Genomic DNA, 17,119 nt, shown 5'->3' with positions numbered 1-17,119 from the left:
TCAACGTGGATCATTTTTGCCTCGCGATTCGTTTTGCCGGGTGGCGGCTTCGCCTTACCCGGCCTACGGGTGCGGTGTTCGTTTTGCCGGGTGGTGGCTTCGCCTTACCCGGCCTACGGGTGCGCTGTTCGTTTTGCCAGGTGGCGGCTTCGCCTTACCCGGCCTACGGGTGCGGTGTTCTTTTTGCCGGGTGGTGGCTTCGCCTTACCCGGCCTACGGGTGCGGTGTTCGTTTTGACGGGTGGTGGCTTCGCCTTACCCGGCCTACAGGTGCGCTGTTCGTAGGCCGGGTAAGCGCAGCGCCACCCGGCAACAGCGCCCTCAGTTCTGCAACACCGACGACACCAGCAGCTGGGTGTACGGATGATGGGGATCGTCGAGCACCCGGTCGGTTAACCCACTTTCCACCACCTGACCCTGCTTCATCACCAGAAGACGGTCCGCCAGCAGGCGCGCGACGCCTAAATCATGGGTGACAATCACCACCGCCAGGTTCAGCTCCACCACCAGGCCGCGCAGCAGGTCGAGCAGGCGAGCCTGCACGGATACGTCCAGCCCGCCGGTCGGTTCGTCCATAAACACCAGCTTCGGATGGGTGACGAGATTGCGGGCAATCTGTAAACGCTGCTGCATGCCGCCGGAGAAGGTGGTCGGCAGGTCGTCTATGCGCGAGGCGGGGATTTCAACTTCCTCCAGCCAGTGCTGCGCCGTGGCGCGGATATTGCCGTAGTGGCGTGCGCCGGTGGCCATCAGCCGTTCACCGATGTTGCCCCCCGCTGACACCTGACGGCGCAGGCCGTCCATCGGGTGCTGATGCACCACGCCCCACTCGGTGCGCAGCAGGCGGCGGCGCTCGGCTTCGCTCATGCCGTACAGCGATGCGCCCTCATACAAAATGTCGCCATTCTGCGGCGTCAGGCGCGCGGAGATGGACTTCAGCAGGGTGGTTTTACCGGAGCCGGACTCGCCGACAATGCCCAGCACTTCGCCCGGCCACAGCTCAAACGACACGTCGCTAAAGCCTTTGCCCGGCGCATAAAGGTGAGTCAGGTTGTTAACCGAAAGCAGCGGTTTCATTGGCTGTTCGCCTCGCTCTGTTGGCGGCAGTAATCGGTGTCGGAGCAGACAAACATCCGTTTGCCCGTGTCGTCCAGCACCACTTCATCCAGATAGCTGTGTTTGGATCCGCAGATGGCGCACGGCTCGTCCCACTCCTGCACCGTAAACGGGTGATCGTCGAAATCCAGGCTCTCTACGCGGGTAAACGGCGGTACGGCGTAGATGCGTTTTTCACGTCCGGCACCAAAAAGTTGCAGGGCGGGCATCATGTCCATCTTCGGGTTATCGAATTTCGGGATCGGCGACGGGTCCATCACGTAGCGGCCGTTCACCTTCACCGGGTAGGCGTAGGTGGTGGCGATATGGCCGAAGCGGGCGATGTCCTCATACAGTTTGACCTGCATGATCCCGTACTCTTCCAGGGCGTGCATGGTGCGGGTTTCGGTTTCCCGCGGCTCGATAAAGCGCAGCGGCTCCGGGATCGGCACCTGGAAAATCAAAATCTGATCTTCCGTCAGCGGGGTCTCCGGAATGCGGTGACGGGTCTGGATCAGCGTCGCGTCTTCGGTTTTTTCAGTGGTGTTGACGCCCGTTACGCGCTTAAAGAAGTTGCGGATCGACACGGCGTTGGTGGTGTCGTCTGCCCCCTGGTCGATGACCTTCAGCACGTCCGCTTCGCCAATCACGCTGGCGGTGATTTGAATACCGCCGGTGCCCCAGCCGTAGGGCATCGGCATTTCGCGGCCGCCGAACGGCACCTGGTAGCCGGGGATCGCCACAGCCTTAAGGATGGCGCGGCGGATCATGCGTTTAGTTTGCTCGTCCAGATAGGCAAAGTTGTAGCCGCTTAAGTTAGCCATTGGCGCGCTCCCGTTGCAGGCGTTTCAGCAGTTCCAGTTCGGCCTGGAAATCGACGTAGTGCGGCAGCTTGAGGTGCGAGACAAAGCCCGCGGCCTCAACGTTATCCGCGTGGGCCAGCACGAACTCTTCGTCCTGTGCCGGGCCTGCAATATGCTCGCCGTAGTCCGGCGCCTGGAGCGCACGGTCAACCAGCGCCATCGCCATCGCCTTGCGCTCGCTCAGGCCATACACCAGCCCGTAGCCGCGGGTAAAGTGTGGATCTTCATTTTCTGGCGCGACAAAACCGTTGACCATTTCGCACTCGGTCATCAGCAGTTCGCCGATGTTCACCGCAAACCCCAGCTCTTCTGGCACAATTTCGACATCGAGATAGCCGCTGCGGATCTCTGCCGCGAACGGGTGGTTGCGCCCGTAGCCGCGCTGCGTGGAGTAGGCCAGCGCCAGCAGATAGCCTTCGTCGCCGCGCATCAGCTGTTGCAGACGGGACGAGCGCGAACAGGGATAGACCGGCGGCGTGCGGGTGATGTCATCCGGTGTGCTGCCGGTGTCTTCTTCCGCCTTCGCCAGCCCCTGGTTTGCCAGCAGGCTAAAGACGTGCGGGGAGGCGTCTTGTTCAGCATCAGAGGCGCTGAGCTGCGGTGTTTCACCGTTTGCCAGCAGAGCGAAGTCCATCAGACGATGGGTGTAGTCGTAGGTGGGGCCAAGCAGCTGGCCGCCAGGAATATCTTTATACACCGCAGAAATACGGCGCTCTAAACGCATTTCCGCCGTATTTACCGGCTCGCTCACCGCCAGCTTCGCAAGCGTTGTGCGGTAAGCGCGCAGCAGGAAGATGGCTTCCACGTTATCGCCGCTGGCCTGTTTCAGCGCCAGCGCCGCCAGCTCACGGTCCGCGATGCCGCCTTCGGTCATCACGCGGTCGACGGCCAAATTTAACTGCTGTTCAATCTGGGCGACGCTCAGCTCGGGAAGAGCGTCATCCCCCCGGCGTCTGTGCGCCTGCAAGGCATGGGCGGCGGCGATCGCCTTCTCGCCCCCTTTGACGGCAACGTACATCAGCACACCTCCACGTGAGTGGTTCGCGGGATCGCCAGCAGGCGCTCGCCGCAGGTCAGGATCAGGTCGATACCGAGCGGGAACGGATGCGGGCGCTCGGTCAGCTCATGGATGATGCACTCCGGCAGCTGGGGGGCGACCATCCGCTCGTCGGCGATGCCTGCACCCGTCAGGCGAAGCATGCGACCACCGCTCAGGCTGGAGACCTGCAAAATCAGCGTGGCGCTGGTTTCCGGGGCGACGGCGCTGCCTTCGCTCAGGGCGTTAAGCTGCTCGTGGCTGATTTGCTCGTCTGCCACGGCGAAGACCGCCTGCTGGGGCTGCTCGACCAGCGGCGCGTTGGTATGAAAGCGCAGGTTCTGGTTGGCGATATCGTTCAGCAATGCCCCTGACAGCCATACCGGCGTGTCGTTGTCCGCCAGCGTCAGCAGCACGCTGGTAGAGGCGAGATTCAGCGGCAGCCAGCCCTGCGAAAGCTGGTGCAGCGAGACGATCACGCCGGGCTCGCTCATGGCTTTCAGCAGGCGACGGAAACTCTGTTGGGCATCCTGGACGGCCAGGGTAAAGGCAGGTTGAAGCGTCATGCGTTGTCTCCGCGAACGAGCGTAAAGAAGTCGACCCGGCTGGTATTCACTTCGGCCTGACGCGCGGCAAGGCGTGCGGCGCGGTCAGCTTCCAGCGGGGCAATAAGGGTTTCCATTAAGGTCTGAAAATGCGGCTGTTCCTGTAAAAGCGCGTCGATCACGGCGCAGCGCTCGGCGTGCGTTTTGTCGCGCCCAAGTACGTAGCCGTAGCCCAGCGTGCCGCTGCTCAGGCGGATCACCGCGCGGGTGAGGGTGGCATCGCCGGCGAAGAAGCGCTCGCCGGTGCCGCCCATGCGTGCCTGGATCTGCACCAGGCCGATCTCCGGCGCGCGGATCGTGTCGTAGTCCGGCGTCAGGCCAAGCGCGTTCATGCGGGCAGCCAGCGCAGCAGGCTGGCTGTGGGCCAGCACGCGCATCCAGCGCTGACGAGTGGAGGTGTCGAAGTGCATTCAGTGCTCCATGGTAAATTCAATCATGTCGGCGCGGGTCAGGCTGACGGAGTATTCCGTTGCGTTGACGTCGCCGTCACGGTGGTTGAGGGTGCGCACGCAGAGCAGCGGGGCCATGTTGGGGATCTCCAGTACCTTGCTCTCTTTAGCCTGCGCACGGCGGGCGCTGATGCGCGTCTGGGTGCGTTTGAGCGCGATACCCGTCGCCTCCTGAAGAAAATCATGCAGGGAACCGCTGGCGAAATGTTGCAGCACGGGCCAGAGGGAGAGGTCCGCGAAGTAGTGGTCGATCTGACAGACCGCCACGCCGTTCACCCGGCGCAACGTGCGCAGGTGAACGACGTTGTCGCCCTCCTGAATCCCCAGCGCGTCCGCTACGTGGCGGGAGGCCGGGCGCAGGACAGACAGCAGCTTTTCGCTGGTGGGGTGGCTGCCCTGATCGAGCAGGTTCTGGCTAAAACGCGCCTGAGCATTGAGCGGGTAGTCAAACGGGCGCATCAGCACCAGCACGCCGACGCCCTGACGACGCTGGACCCAGCCGCGTTCCACCAGCTGATCGATGGCGCGACGCAGGGTGTGGCGATTCACTTCGTAGCGGTCGGCAAGCTGCTGCTCGGCAGGCAGGTAGTCGCCGCACCGATAGTGCGTGCGCAGCTCCACTTCGAGCTTTGCCGCAATCTCTTGCCAGCGGGTAGGGTAACTGGTCGGATGTCTGGATAAGTGCATACCAATCAAAGCCTCGCTTCTCAGATGAAGTGCTTACGCAAGCGTTGAGAGAGGAAATCCAGCAGGCTGACGGTGACGATGATAAGCACCATCAATGCGCAGGTTTGCTGGAACTGGAAACCGCGAATCGCTTCCCACAGGGTGACGCCAATACCGCCTGCGCCCACCATGCCGACCACGGTGGCGGAGCGAACGTTGGACTCGAAGCGGTATAGCGAATAGGAGATGAGCAGCGGCATGACCTGCGGCAGGACGCCGTAGAGGATCTCTTCGATTTTGTTCGCGCCGGTTGCGCGGATGCCTTCCACCGGGCCGGGCTCGATGGCTTCAACCGCTTCGGAGAGCAGCTTGGAGAGTACGCCGGTGGTGTGGATGAACAGCGCCATCACGCCAGCGAACGGACCCAGGCCGACGGCGACCACGAACAGCATCGCAAAGACCATTTCGTTGATGGCGCGACAGGCGTCCATCAGGCGACGCATCGGCTGGTAGATCCACCAAGGCACGATGTTTTCGGCGCTCATCAGGCCAAACGGAATGGAGAGGATCACGGCGAGGGCGGTGCCCCAGACGGCGATTTGCAGGGTGGTGGCCATTTCACTGAGGTAGTCCTGCCACTGGCTGAAGTCAGGTGGGAAGAAGTCGGCGGCGAAGGTCGCCATGTTGCCCGAGTCCCTGAAGAGCAGCAGCGGATCCATCTCCGCGCCCTTCCAGGAGATAACGAGCACCGCCAGCAGAACGGCCCAGCTTATGAGCGAGAACCAGCTGCGCTTTGGCGGCGGGAGGGTGATGGTTTGCATGTTGGCTCCTTAATCTGTTCTCCCTCTCCCTGTGGGAGAGGGGACTTGAGTTACTGCACCGCTTTATTCACGCTGGTCATCGCCCCGAGCGCGGCGGTCAGGCGGTCGAGATCGTCCAGCTGCGCCTGAATTTCCGACACTTTGCTGGTCTTCTCTTCTTCCTTCAGACCTTTGTTGTCCTTCACGCCCTGCATCTGTTTAAACAGCGCCAGCTGGCGAATCGGCACCAGCTGCAAATCGCTGGACGCGCGGAACGGTGCCCAGCCCAGGTGCGCCAGCACCGCTTTCTCTTCCGGCGTTTTGCCGTAGTTCATAAAGAAGTCGTAGACCTTGTCCTTGGTGCTTTCGGAGAGGTTTTTACGCCACACAATCGGGTCGCCCGGGATCAATGGCGATTTCCAGATCACCTTCAGCGCTTTCAGCTTGTCCGGCGCGGAGGTCTTCAGCTTGTCGAGGTTTTCAGTGTTGTTGGTGGCAACGTCTACCTGCTTGTTCGCTACGGCCAGGGCGTTGGTTTCGTGGCTGGCGTTAACCGTGCGCTTGAAGTCGCTGGCGGAGATGTTGTTTTTCGCGAAGACGTAGTAACCCGGGACGAGGAAGCCGGACGTAGAATTCGGGTCGCCGTTACCAAAGGTCAGCTCTTTGCGTTTGGCGAGCATATCGTTGAGGTTGTTGATCGGGCTGTCTTTGTTAACGATCAGCACGCTCCAGTAGCCCGGGGAGCCGTCTGCTGCAACGGTCTGGGCAAAGACCTGGCCGTTGGCGCGATCTACCGCTTCCATGGCAGAGAGGTTGCCGTACCAGGCGATGTCGACTTTGTTGAAGCGCATTCCCTGGATAATGCCCGCGTAGTCCGGGGCGAAGAAGGCGTTCACTTTGATCCCCAGTTTGGTTTCCATATCTTTCAGGAACGGTTCCCACTGCGGCTTCAGGTTTTGCTGTGATTCCGTTGAAATGATGCCAAAGTTCAACGCTTTTTCCTGTTCCTCTGCCCAGGCCGGGCTTAACAGGGTGCTGATGCTGAACATGCTGGTGAAGGCCAGCGCGGCAACGGCTTTGTAGTTCATTTCCATTCCTCGTTATCGGGGCGTTAAGCAGCCTGCGCGCGTTCTTCGACGCGGTTTACGCTGCGGTAGAGATGATCAAAACGTTCGTTATCAAACTGATGGCTGGCGCCATCGAAGAACACGTGGCCCTGACGCAGGGCGACGATGCGCTCGCAGTAGCGCAGGGCGTAATCCACCTGATGCAGCGTCACCACCACGGTGATGCCGTCGTTCTGGTTGATGTCGCGCAGGGTTTCCATCACGATGCGGGCCGATTCCGGATCCAGCGAGGCGATAGGCTCATCGGCCAGAATGATTTTGGCTTTCTGCATCAGGGCGCGGGCGATGGCGACGCGCTGCTGCTGTCCGCCGGAGAGCGTTGAGACGCGCTGGTGGGCAAAATGCGCCATGCCGACGCGGGTCAGCGCCTGTAAGGCTTCTTGTTTCTGGGAAGGGGAGAACCAGCGCAGGCAGGTGCGCCAGAACGGGGTGCTGCCGAGCGCGCCAATCAGCACGTTCTCGAGCACCGTCAGGCGGTTCACAAGGTTGAACTGCTGAAAGATATAGCCCGTCTGCGCGCGGCTTTTGCGAATATCGCTCGCCAGACGCCCCGCATGTTGCACGGTGTTACCCAGCAGCTCGACGCGGCTTTCCGGCGTTTTGTCACAGGTAATGAGGCCGCTTAAGTGACGAAGAAGGGTGGATTTTCCTGAACCGGATGGCCCCAGCAGCGCCACCATTTCGCCCTGCTGGACGGTCAGATCAACGGCATGCAGCGCCTTGTTGTGATGGAAGGTTTTGCTCAGTTTCTCGACGCGAATGACAGTTTGCATGTGCTGGGCCTCACGATAAATGTGGCCTCATGCTGGCGTATCAATATGACATTCAGGTTAAGTGTTGGTTGCGGGAGTTTGAAGAGTTGAGGGGGATTTGATGACAATCACCGTAGGCCCGGCCAGCGCAGCGCCACCGGACGCTGTTGCCGGATGCGCTGCGCTTATCCAGCCTACGATTTAACGACGTTAATCATCCACGGCACGCCGTATTTGTCGGTCACAGTGCCGAATCCGTGCGCCCAGAAGGTCTCCTGCCAGGCCATTTCAATATTGCCGCCATCGGCGAGGTTGTCGAACCAGCGCTTGCCTTCCGACACATCCTGGGTGTCGAGCACCAGTGTGAAACCCGCGTATTGCGCGCTGCTGCCAGGCGGTATCCCGTCGCTCATCATAATGTCGCTGCCCGCGATGCGGACGTTAGAGTGGGCGATGGCGGTATCCGGGAAGTTCATGCCGGACGGACAGCCTTCTTCGCTGTTTTCGTCTTTAGGCATTTCGCCGAAGGTGATTTTGTAGAGGAGTTCTGCGCCAAGGGCCTGCTGATAGAAGGCGGTGGCCTCCGCACAGTTGCCGGCGAAAGAGATGTAGGGACTTAACGGCATAATCTTTACCTCACGTAAGAAAAGCCCGTTAAGTGTAGTTCCCGAACGCCCGGTAAGCGAAGCGTCACCGGGCGGGTCAATCAGTTCTTTTTCACGAACTCAGATTTCAGTTTCATCGGACCGAAGCCGTCAATTTTGCAATCGATATTATGATCGCCTTCAACAAGACGGATGTTTTTCACTTTGGTACCAATCTTCAGCATGGAAGAACTGCCTTTTACCTTCAGATCTTTCACAACGGTAACGCTGTCGCCGTCTGACAGCAGGTTGCCGTTCGCGTCTTTCACAATCAGCGTATCGCTGTCCTGCGCAGGCTCCGCATCGTTCCATTCATGGGCGCATTCCGGGCAAACGAACATGCCATTGTCTTCATAGGTGTATTCAGAATTGCATTTCGGGCAGTGTGGAAGTTGCATGTTGGTATCCTCAAAAGTGTTAACACGCTGGAAAACGCCAGCTAAATGACGGCAGTGTGCCGAAAAAGGCAGCGAGTATAACGCAAATCCCCACTTTTGTCGGTGATATTGTTTTAGAAAAATAGCGCAAAAATGCGTAAAAGATGACACGAACTGTCAGTGAATTAAGGGAAGCTTATGCCCTGCACGGCAGTGATCGTTATGATGATAAATATATCGAATATTTTATTACAGCAAATTGCTACGCTGTGCCATTTCGGATAAGGTGAAGGAACAAGCCGTTATTTATCTATCCTTTCTGATGCTATACATCTTTTGGTGTCAGGGAATACCTCTCTTTTTTGGTGGGTAAATAACGATGATATCTCCTGATGTTTCCTGAAAATGCGTTTTGTCTATTTACTTTTGGTCTTCTGACCAGAGGGATGTTTTACACGTATTAGAAGGGTGAGATTTAAATTCTCATTATCTTCAGTTACTTGTATTAAATGAACATGTTTTCCATACGTGATCATATAAGCCTGAACAGTATAATTAAAAAAACGTGGCTTAATAAAAGTAATAAATTTGCGTTAAGGGAAGGCTTTTATCATGCACACACAGACCATATTTGAATTAAGCCAGGAAGCCGAACGTTTGTTACAGCTGGCTCTGAACAATCTTGATTCATTAAAATCAATGCCGATTGCAAAGCTGGATAGCACAGCCGCTGCCATGAGCGGCGTTAATAACAACGTTTTGCCATTACATTTTAGCGCGCGGGGTGTCGACGCTCAGCAGGCGTTGCTGAATAACGAATTACGCAAAATAACCCGCCTCGAAATGGTGCTGGCGATTGTGGGTACCATGAAAGCGGGAAAATCGACCACCATTAATGCGATTGTGGGCACGGAAGTGCTGCCGAACCGCAATCGTCCGATGACGGCGCTGCCCACGCTGATCCGCCATACGCCGGGCCAGAAGGAGCCGGTGCTGCATTTTTTGCACGTTGCGCCCATTGATACCCTGATTTCCCAGTTGCAGACGAAATTGTGCGATAAAGATCGCGGCAAGCTGGCGCGGCGTCTGGAAATCGACAAGGACATGAATACGCTGCTGGAGCGCATCGAAAGAGGTGAGGCGTTCGGAAAACATCACCTGGGCGCGGAGCCCATCTTTCATTGTCTGAAAAGCCTGAACGATCTGGTGCGGCTTTCTCAGGCGCTGGGCGTGGAGTTTCCTTTTTCTGAGTACGCCGCGATTGAACATATTCCGGTGATTGAGGTGGAATTTGTGCACCTCGCCGGTCTGGATGCGCACCTGGGGCAACTGACGCTGCTTGACACGCCGGGGCCGAACGAGGCCGGTCAGCCGCACCTGCAAAAAATGCTCAGCGAGCAGCTGGCGCGCGCCTCTGCCGTGCTGGCGGTGATGGACTATACCCAGCTTAAATCCATTTCCGACGCCGAGGTTCGTCAGGCAATTTCGGCGGCGGGGAAATCCGTGCCGCTTTACGCCCTGGTCAACAAATTCGATCAGAAAGATCGTAACAGCGACGATGAAGAGCAGGTACGGGCGATGATTTCCGGCACGCTGATGAAAGGGAATATTTCTCCGGGACAAATTTATCCGGTCTCTTCCATGTGGGCCTACCTGGCAAACCGCGCCCGCTATGAGATGAACACCCATGGGCGGCTTCCCGATCATCAGGATCAGCGTTGGGTGCAGGATTTTGCCGAGGCCGCGCTGGGCCGCCGCTGGCGTACGGCCGATCTCGACGATAGTGACCATATTCGCCATGCGGCGGATCTGCTGTGGGAGGATTCGCTGTTCGAACAGCCCATCCGCAAGCTGATTTACGCGGCTTACGCCAACGCCTCGCTGTTCGCCCTGCGGTCGGCATCGCATAAGCTGCTGAACTATGCGCAAAATGCCAGAGAATACCTGGATTTTCGCCATCAGGGACTGACGGTCGCCTTTGATGAGCTGGAGCGGAATATTAAGCGCCTGGAAGAGGACATGGCGATGCTGCGTCAGCGGCAGAGCGTAGTGAGCGATGAGGTCCAGCATGAAGTTGAAGAGGCGCTCAACGCAGCGGATGCATTTCTGCTTAGTCAGAAAGGCGAACTTCACCAGGCGCTGGACGACATGTTTAGCCGCCCGTTAATTCTTGATTTAGCCGGGCGCGAGCCATCCAGCATGCGTACAGACGACACGGATGGGAACCAGCAACTGGTGCTTGACGATGAAGGGCAGGCACAGATTGTCCTGAGCAAGATCCGATCGTCATGCGAGCAGATTTTGCTGAATGCGCAGAGCAGAATTAGCCGGGAGCTGGCGTTACGCTTCGATCAGCTGGAGTCTACGCTCGCCCGATCGTTGAATGAGGCGATGCGCCCCATCGAGATGCAAATTAAGGAACAGCTCAGTCATGCCGGCTTTCGGGCGCGGATTAGCTTTCCGGCGTTTCAGGCAAACCAGCTTAACTTCAATACGCGCGGCTTATTTAATGATGCCATTGTGCAGGACACCCCTCCCGCCAGTCAGCCTGCAGGGGCGGGCAGCGTACGTAATACCGTCTCGCGCTGGCTCAATCATCCCGGCTGGGGCTGGGAAGCGTATGTGGAGACGCGCACCCGATATGTCATCGATATCGCTCAGCTTCATGGCAAATTTACGCAGCATACCGATCAGTTTTGCGATCAAATACGTAAAGCTTTGGCCGCGCAGGTCGATGTCTCTGTTACGGCAGGTATGGCAACGTTCTTTGCAGAGTTTTCGTTGTGCCTGACCGGGTTACAGGAAAGCTTGCGTGATAGCCTTGCCGTGCGGCAGCAGAATGAGCATTCAACCCGGGCGCTTAGCCAGTTGTTGAAGCAAAGTATGACCACAGCGGCGTGGATTCAGGAAGATACCCGACTGTTACGCGATGATATTCAAACCTTATTCGCGGCAGAGCAACCATGACAACACAGCTACTGGACGGTCCCGGGCGGACGCTGGAGTGTATTCATCCAAAATTTATGGTCGATTTGGTCCAGGGGGCGGATGCTGCTCGTCACACCCTCCTGGGGCCACAGCAACTGCAATTTCGTGAGCGTTTGACGCAGGAGATCGTTACGCAGACCCGGTTGCGGCCATGGGCAATGGCGGGAATGCTCAACGAAAATGCAGCACTGCGGCTGGGTCTGGCGGAGAAACTGGCCGGTATGCTCGACCCTGGACACCTGGCGCTGACCCGCATGTCCGACAAGCTGGTAGCCCTGCGCCAGCAGGTTAATCCACGCCTCCCTCAACCTTCCGGATTGTTGCAACAGTACGAGGCGCTCTCCGCACATTTCAACCAGCGTGCCGCCTATAAAGAGAAAGCGCTCGCGCAGCGCGGCCTTACGGTTCAGGCGGGTGAGCACAGCGAGCAAATTTTTACCCGCTGGCGAGCCGGGCAGTATGACGGCTGGTCGCTGGCTGGCCGCTGCTTTATCGTGCTGGAAGAGTTGCGCTGGGGCGCGTTTGGCGATGCCTGTCGTCTGGCGAATAGTGATGTGGCGGCCATGCTGAAAGATAACCTGCGCAGCATGGCCGCAAACTATCTGGCACAGGGGATTAATGCTTCTCCCACCACCCGGCATTTTTACCATCAGTGGCTGACGACGCCCGCTTCTCCTGGTCTGATGGATTATAAAGATATGCTTGGCTGGCTGGGGGACTGGTGTCAGGCGGATAAACATCCGGTGAGCTGGTCAGTGACGCAGAGCTGGCAAACGGTCGCGCTGGGTATGCCGAGACTCTGTTCGGCAAAACGGCTGGTGGATGGCATGGTGGAAGAGATATTTAGTGCGTGATTGCCCCCTCTTTTTAAGGAGGGGGCGAACGGCTTAGTGGTGCATTTCTACCGCTTTCGGCTCTGCCTGGGTCTCCGGAACCTGTCCAAAACGTCTGGCGTACAGCGCCGTGATGATCGGGACCAGAATCGCCGTCACAATCACGCTGGCGGCAACCAGGGCCGTGGCGGAAGCCGCCACTGGTTCAAAGGCCGGGTTAATCTGGGCGATAATCACCGGGTTAGCTACCGCAGCGCCTGCGGCCGACGAGGCGGCCACACCTGCGGTTCCGTTACCGCCCCCAATGACGCGGTCTGCAATAATTAGCGGAATACCCGTGATGACGATGACGGCAACACCCAGCACAATACCCAGCAGGCCGGTTTCCAGAATCACGTTCAGATTGATGGTATTGCCCAACGCGAAGCCGAAGAACGGGATCAGTACCGGGGTGGCTTTGCTGAAGAAATCGCGCAGATCGTGATCGAGGTTGCCTAGCGCAAAACCAATCAGGAACGGCAGGATCGCCCCGACAAAATGGTGGGGTTCAAAGGAGGCAAGGCCGGCAGAACCCAGAATCAGCATGGTCATCAGCGGACCCGACTCCAGGGACATCAGCACGAACGCGCCTGATTCTTCTTTGGTGCCATATTGATTCATCAGGCTGGCATAGAGACCGCCGTTGGTCATATCCATTGCTGAAACAATGGCCAGAACGGATAATCCGGCGAAGAATCCGGTCTGTATGCCATTCTCCGGAATGAACATCGCGCAGATCATGGCAACGACCCAGGCGACCGCAATTTTAGTAATGACCAGCGTCCCTGATTTACGTAATACCGTACCAGTTGCACGTAAATTAATAGATGCGCCGATGCAAAAGAACCAGACTGCCAGAATCGGTACCGTTCCGGTGATCATACCTTTTGTAAAACCGCCAAAATAAGCACCGGTATTCGGGGCCAGCGTATTTAATATCGCGCCAAGTACCAGCGGGACCAGCATCATCCCGCCCGGGATGCGTTCTATTGTTGCTTTAATCTTCATCATTAACCCTCACATCTCGCCCGCGTGGCTGGCGGAAATCTCAAAAAATAGATCAACAAATTCAAATGATTGCCTTTTTTGAAGACCAATCGATTCGTTACTTATGCTGTAAAGCGAAATTCAGGTGCTTAGCATTCCTTCATTTGAAAGCCGCTGGGATATTGTGTTCGGGTTTATCATGCGATCTTTGGAATTGCGATTCAATGAAAATAAAACACTGTTTTAGTTATCTGCGTCACATATTGAATGTAAACAGGAATGCCCGCTGTTAATAATTAAATTTTGTGTAAATTCGATGTGAAGAAATGTGATTGTTTTTTGTTTTAAGAGGAATAATAACGGGTGTTAAGATGTGCTTGATAAAGGGGGTGAGAATGACCTTATTTATCGTGAATTGACAAAACCTGAAGCCAACTTACGAACCGGAAAAATATATGTGAAGTTGATCACATATATAAACGCTGGTAGGGTAAAAAGGTCTTTAACTGCCCAGACAGGCGTCAACAGGTTCGGTTGTATTGAGGTAAAACGTCAATGTAAGTAAACCTGCTACGCTTGAATAAGGAGATTCGCATGGAGCGGATCTCTGGTTCACAGCTTGCAAATGCGCTGTGAAACGGACGGGGCTGAGTCTACGAGGAAAGCTATGCTTAGAAGGAAAAAAGTAAAACCCATCACGCTGCGCGATGTCACCATTATTGATGATGCGAAACTGCGCAAAGCGATTACGGCGGCCTCGCTCGGTAATGCGATGGAGTGGTTCGATTTTGGTGTCTACGGCTTTGTTGCCTATGCGCTTGGTAAAGTGTTCTTCCCCGGTGCCGATCCCAGCTTGCAGATGATTGCCGCGCTGGGTACGTTCTCTGTTCCCTTCCTTATTCGCCCTCTCGGTGGCCTGTTCTTCGGCATGCTGGGTGATAAATATGGTCGCCAGAAGATCTTGGCTATTACTATTGTCATCATGTCGATAAGTACATTCTGTATCGGCCTTATTCCGTCCTATGCGACCATTGGTATATGGGCACCGATCCTGCTGTTGATCTGTAAGATGGCGCAGGGCTTCTCCGTTGGCGGCGAATATACCGGTGCATCGATTTTTGTCGCTGAGTATTCTCCGGATCGAAAACGCGGCTTTATGGGCAGCTGGCTCGACTTTGGTTCGATTGCCGGGTTTGTCATGGGCGCGGGAGTTGTGGTTCTGATTTCAACCGTAGTGGGTGAAGAGAACTTCCTCGACTGGGGCTGGCGTATTCCGTTCTTCCTGGCGCTGCCGCTTGGCATCATCGGTCTTTACCTGCGTCACGCCCTGGAAGAGACGCCTGCGTTCCAGCAGCACGTTGAAAAGCTGGAGCAGGGCGACCGTGAAGGGTTGCAGGATGGCCCGAAAGTGTCGTTCAAGGAGATTGCGACCAAACACTGGCGCAGCCTGCTGACCTGTATCGGTCTGGTGATTTCCACCAACGTGACCTATTACATGCTGCTGACATACATGCCGAGCTATCTGTCGCATAACCTGCACTACTCGGAAGACCACGGTGTGCTGATTATTATCGCCATCATGGTAGGCATGCTGTTCGTGCAGCCGATTATGGGCCTGCTGAGCGATCGCTTTGGCCGTAAGCCATTCATTATTCTCGGTAGCGTCGCACTGTTCGCGCTGGCAATCCCGGCCTTTATTCTGATTAACAGCAATGTGCTGGGGCTGATTTTCGCCGGTCTGCTGATGCTGGCGGTGATCCTCAACTGCTTTATCGGGGTGATGGCTTCTACGCTACCGGCAATGTTCCCGACGCATATTCGCTACAGTGCGCTGGCGGCAGCCTTTAATATCTCCGTTCTGATTGCGGGCCTGACGCCGACGCTTGCTGCTTCACTGGTGGAGAGCACGCAGAACCTGATGATGCCTGCTTACTATCTGATGGTTATTGCGGTGATTGGCCTGATTACCGGTATTACTATGAAGGAGACGGCGAACCGTCCACTGAAAGGGGCAACGCCTGCGGCGTCCGATATTCAGGAAGCGAAGGAGATCCTGCGCGAGCACTACGATAACGTAGAGCAGAAGATTGAAGATATTGACGCAGAGATTGAAGAGCTTCAGAAAAAACGTTCTCGCCTGGTTGACCAGCATCCGCGAATTAACGAGTGATAAAAAACCCGCCGCTGGCGGGTTTTCTTTTATTAGCATCCTGCGGCGATATAGTCGCCGCTGACGCTGACGGGGATCACCGTCAGGAAGAGGATAGTTGCGAACAGTATCAGAACAACTCCTCCGGCTATTTTGACCATCGGCATTACCCAGTTCAGGGAAGTGCCGCCACTAAACCAGGCTACTGTGCGTTCACGCGCGTAACGTACTGCCAGCGACAGCCCCATAATCGACAGCGCCGTTCCCAGCGACATTGTCATCACAGCAGCAATCCCCCAGCTAATAATACCGAGCGCATTCGAGAACATCAGGATCATAATTGCCCCGCTGCACGGGCGTGCGCCAATGGCCAGCACCACGCCCAGACGGGTTTTCCAGTCGCTTTTAGCCAGATCCACCCCTACGCCGTGATGGCCGCAGCCACAGTGTTCATTATGCTGATGATGCGGCTTGATGGCGCTAATCGCCATTTTGCGCGGACGCAGGCTGCTGAGCGCCTGATAAATGATAAACGCACCGAAGGCGGCAATCAGTAAGGCGCTGATTTTCTCGACGTACCAACGGCTGGTGCTAATATCTCCTGACGCGAGGTTCAATCCAACCGCCAGGATAAACACAAAGAGGATCGCGCTGACGCCCTGCATCAGGCTACCGATAAACGGTACGACGCGCGCCGCGAGCTGGCTCTCTTTATTGGTGCTGAGATACGTGGCGACGATAAATTTGCCGTGTCCTGGTCCAACGGCATGGAGTACACCATAAAGAAACGCACCGGTTAACAACCACAGCCCACCGCTGTACTGATGATTATTAAGTTGCAGCAAATACATCACCAGATAACGGTGCAGGGTGATCTGAGCGGCGAGGCACCACTGAATAAATGCATTCCAGTGCGTATGCAGTGCGAAACCTGCCATAAGTAACACCAGCACGGCGAGCCCGGCGGTTGGGATACGCCAGTCACGTTGAAGTCGTTGTGTCGTCATCAGGTTGGTCTGCGAGAGGAATATTTGCCGCTAGTATAGTGTTCAATTAGCGGGATCGCACCGGGATCGTCAATGGATTGTGGATAACTCTGTGCGTAAAAGGGTATAAGGCGGGGTTTTGCTGGGGAATACAGCAGTCAGTCATTTTTTTGCAACTTTTCTGTTGCGGTCGCTCGGGAACTCCCTATAATGCGCCTCCATCGACACGGCGGATGTGAATCACTTCACAGACAACCCGGTCGGTTGAAGAGAAAAAATCCTGAAATAACGGGTTGACTCTGAAAGAGGAAAGCGTAATATACGCCACCTCGCGACAGAGCGCTGAAGCGCGTCGCAACTGCTCTTTAACAATTTATCAGACAATCTGTGTGGGCACTCAAAGTGACATGGATTCTTAATGTCCTCGGACACTAAATGAATACCAAGTCTCAACGAGTGAACACGTAATTCATTACGAAGTTTAATTCATTGAGCATCAAACTTAAATTGAAGAGTTTGATCATGGCTCAGATTGAACGCTGGCGGCAGGCCTAACACATGCAAGTCGAACGGTAACAGGAAGCAGCTTGCTGCTTTGCTGACGAGTGGCGGACGGGTGAGTAATGTCTGGGAAACTGCCTGATGGAGGGGGATAACTACTGGAAACGGTAGCTAATACCGCATAACGTCGCAAGACCAAAGAGGGGGACCTTCGGGCCTCTTG

General features: G+C 56.2%; 17 protein-coding genes and 1 rRNA gene. 5 read left to right on the top strand and 13 right to left on the bottom strand.

Annotated elements, in window-relative coordinates; all coding sequences use genetic code 11:
• Nucleotides 1-284, top strand: a 284-nt coding sequence (locus ACOTXC_RS18335) for a hypothetical protein (protein WP_421767882.1), incomplete at its 5' end; no start/stop codon positions are given.
• A gap of 36 nt (nucleotides 285-320) precedes the next feature.
• Here the strand turns inward: ACOTXC_RS18335 and phnK are convergent.
• The 11 genes from phnK to ACOTXC_RS18280 form a co-directional block, all read right to left on the bottom strand.
• Nucleotides 321-1,076, bottom strand: a complete 756-nt coding sequence (gene phnK / locus ACOTXC_RS18330; protein WP_006177354.1) for a phosphonate C-P lyase system protein PhnK — start codon at nucleotides 1,074-1,076, stop codon at nucleotides 321-323.
• The gene (gene phnJ, locus ACOTXC_RS18325) at nucleotides 1,073-1,918 is read right to left on the bottom strand and encodes an alpha-D-ribose 1-methylphosphonate 5-phosphate C-P-lyase PhnJ (protein WP_022646781.1); all 846 of its coding nucleotides are present in this window, start codon (nucleotides 1,916-1,918) and stop codon (nucleotides 1,073-1,075) included. Before phnJ ends, phnK begins: the two co-directional genes overlap by 4 nt.
• Nucleotides 1,911-2,975, bottom strand: coding sequence for a carbon-phosphorus lyase complex subunit PhnI (locus tag ACOTXC_RS18320; protein WP_022646782.1), 1,065 nt, complete (start codon nucleotides 2,973-2,975; stop codon nucleotides 1,911-1,913). Before ACOTXC_RS18320 ends, phnJ begins: the two co-directional genes overlap by 8 nt.
• Nucleotides 2,975-3,559 (bottom strand): phosphonate C-P lyase system protein PhnH, encoded by a 585-nt coding sequence (gene phnH / locus ACOTXC_RS18315; RefSeq protein WP_421767881.1) that lies wholly within the window; start codon nucleotides 3,557-3,559, stop codon nucleotides 2,975-2,977. The genes ACOTXC_RS18320 and phnH overlap by 1 nt, the downstream gene beginning before the upstream one ends.
• The gene (gene phnG, locus ACOTXC_RS18310) at nucleotides 3,556-4,008 is read right to left on the bottom strand and encodes a phosphonate C-P lyase system protein PhnG (RefSeq protein WP_023299115.1); all 453 of its coding nucleotides are present in this window, start codon (nucleotides 4,006-4,008) and stop codon (nucleotides 3,556-3,558) included. Before phnG ends, phnH begins: the two co-directional genes overlap by 4 nt.
• On the bottom strand, nucleotides 4,009-4,734 hold the full coding sequence (gene phnF, locus ACOTXC_RS18305; protein ID WP_022646784.1) for a phosphonate metabolism transcriptional regulator PhnF: 726 nt from the start codon (nucleotides 4,732-4,734) through the stop codon (nucleotides 4,009-4,011).
• 20 nt (nucleotides 4,735-4,754) lie between these two features.
• Nucleotides 4,755-5,534: a phosphonate ABC transporter, permease protein PhnE gene (gene phnE, locus ACOTXC_RS18300; protein ID WP_022646785.1), complete on the bottom strand. Its 780-nt coding sequence runs from the start codon at nucleotides 5,532-5,534 to the stop codon at nucleotides 4,755-4,757.
• Between the two features lie 50 nt (nucleotides 5,535-5,584).
• A complete protein-coding gene (phnD, locus tag ACOTXC_RS18295) occupies nucleotides 5,585-6,601 on the bottom strand; it encodes a phosphonate ABC transporter substrate-binding protein (protein ID WP_022646786.1) in 1,017 nt (338 codons plus the stop codon).
• 23 nt (nucleotides 6,602-6,624) lie between these two features.
• Nucleotides 6,625-7,413, bottom strand: coding sequence for a phosphonate ABC transporter ATP-binding protein (gene phnC, locus ACOTXC_RS18290; protein ID WP_003860210.1), 789 nt, complete (start codon nucleotides 7,411-7,413; stop codon nucleotides 6,625-6,627).
• 173 nt (nucleotides 7,414-7,586) lie between these two features.
• Complete coding sequence (gene yjdN, locus ACOTXC_RS18285) at nucleotides 7,587-8,018, bottom strand: VOC family metalloprotein YjdN (protein WP_154850658.1); 432 nt, start codon at nucleotides 8,016-8,018, stop codon at nucleotides 7,587-7,589.
• 80 nt (nucleotides 8,019-8,098) lie between these two features.
• Nucleotides 8,099-8,434: a zinc ribbon domain-containing protein YjdM gene (locus ACOTXC_RS18280; protein ID WP_022646789.1), complete on the bottom strand. Its 336-nt coding sequence runs from the start codon at nucleotides 8,432-8,434 to the stop codon at nucleotides 8,099-8,101.
• 591 nt (nucleotides 8,435-9,025) lie between these two features.
• On the opposite strand from ACOTXC_RS18280, the gene crfC reads away from it, so the two are divergent.
• Complete coding sequence (crfC, locus tag ACOTXC_RS18275) at nucleotides 9,026-11,380, top strand: clamp-binding protein CrfC (RefSeq protein ID WP_046618244.1); 2,355 nt, start codon at nucleotides 9,026-9,028, stop codon at nucleotides 11,378-11,380.
• Nucleotides 11,377-12,255, top strand: a complete 879-nt coding sequence (locus tag ACOTXC_RS18270; RefSeq protein ID WP_022646791.1) for a diguanylate cyclase regulator RdcB family protein — start codon at nucleotides 11,377-11,379, stop codon at nucleotides 12,253-12,255. The genes crfC and ACOTXC_RS18270 overlap by 4 nt, the downstream gene beginning before the upstream one ends.
• 33 nt (nucleotides 12,256-12,288) lie before the next feature.
• Here ACOTXC_RS18270 and kdgT read toward each other — a convergent pair whose 3' ends face one another.
• Nucleotides 12,289-13,281 (bottom strand): 2-keto-3-deoxygluconate transporter, encoded by a 993-nt coding sequence (kdgT, locus tag ACOTXC_RS18265; protein ID WP_022646792.1) that lies wholly within the window; start codon nucleotides 13,279-13,281, stop codon nucleotides 12,289-12,291.
• A gap of 646 nt (nucleotides 13,282-13,927) precedes the next feature.
• Between kdgT and proP the strand changes: the two genes are divergently transcribed.
• Complete coding sequence (proP, locus tag ACOTXC_RS18260; RefSeq protein ID WP_022646793.1) at nucleotides 13,928-15,430, top strand: glycine betaine/L-proline transporter ProP; 1,503 nt, start codon at nucleotides 13,928-13,930, stop codon at nucleotides 15,428-15,430.
• Nucleotides 15,431-15,462: 32 nt separating this feature from the next.
• Here the strand turns inward: proP and ACOTXC_RS18255 are convergent, their stop codons facing one another.
• A complete protein-coding gene (locus ACOTXC_RS18255; protein WP_045620942.1) occupies nucleotides 15,463-16,416 on the bottom strand; it encodes a nickel/cobalt transporter in 954 nt (317 codons plus the stop codon).
• 483 nt (nucleotides 16,417-16,899) lie between these two features.
• Here ACOTXC_RS18255 and ACOTXC_RS18250 point away from each other — a divergent pair.
• Nucleotides 16,900-17,119: ribosomal RNA gene (locus ACOTXC_RS18250) — 16S ribosomal RNA — on the top strand; the annotation flags it as partial.

It is taken from the genome of Enterobacter cloacae complex sp. IR5428 (assembly GCF_049238585.1).
In the GTDB taxonomy this organism is placed as follows: Bacteria; Pseudomonadota; Gammaproteobacteria; order Enterobacterales; family Enterobacteriaceae; genus Enterobacter; species Enterobacter intestinihominis.
This window is presented reverse-complemented; position numbering and strand designations above follow the sequence as displayed.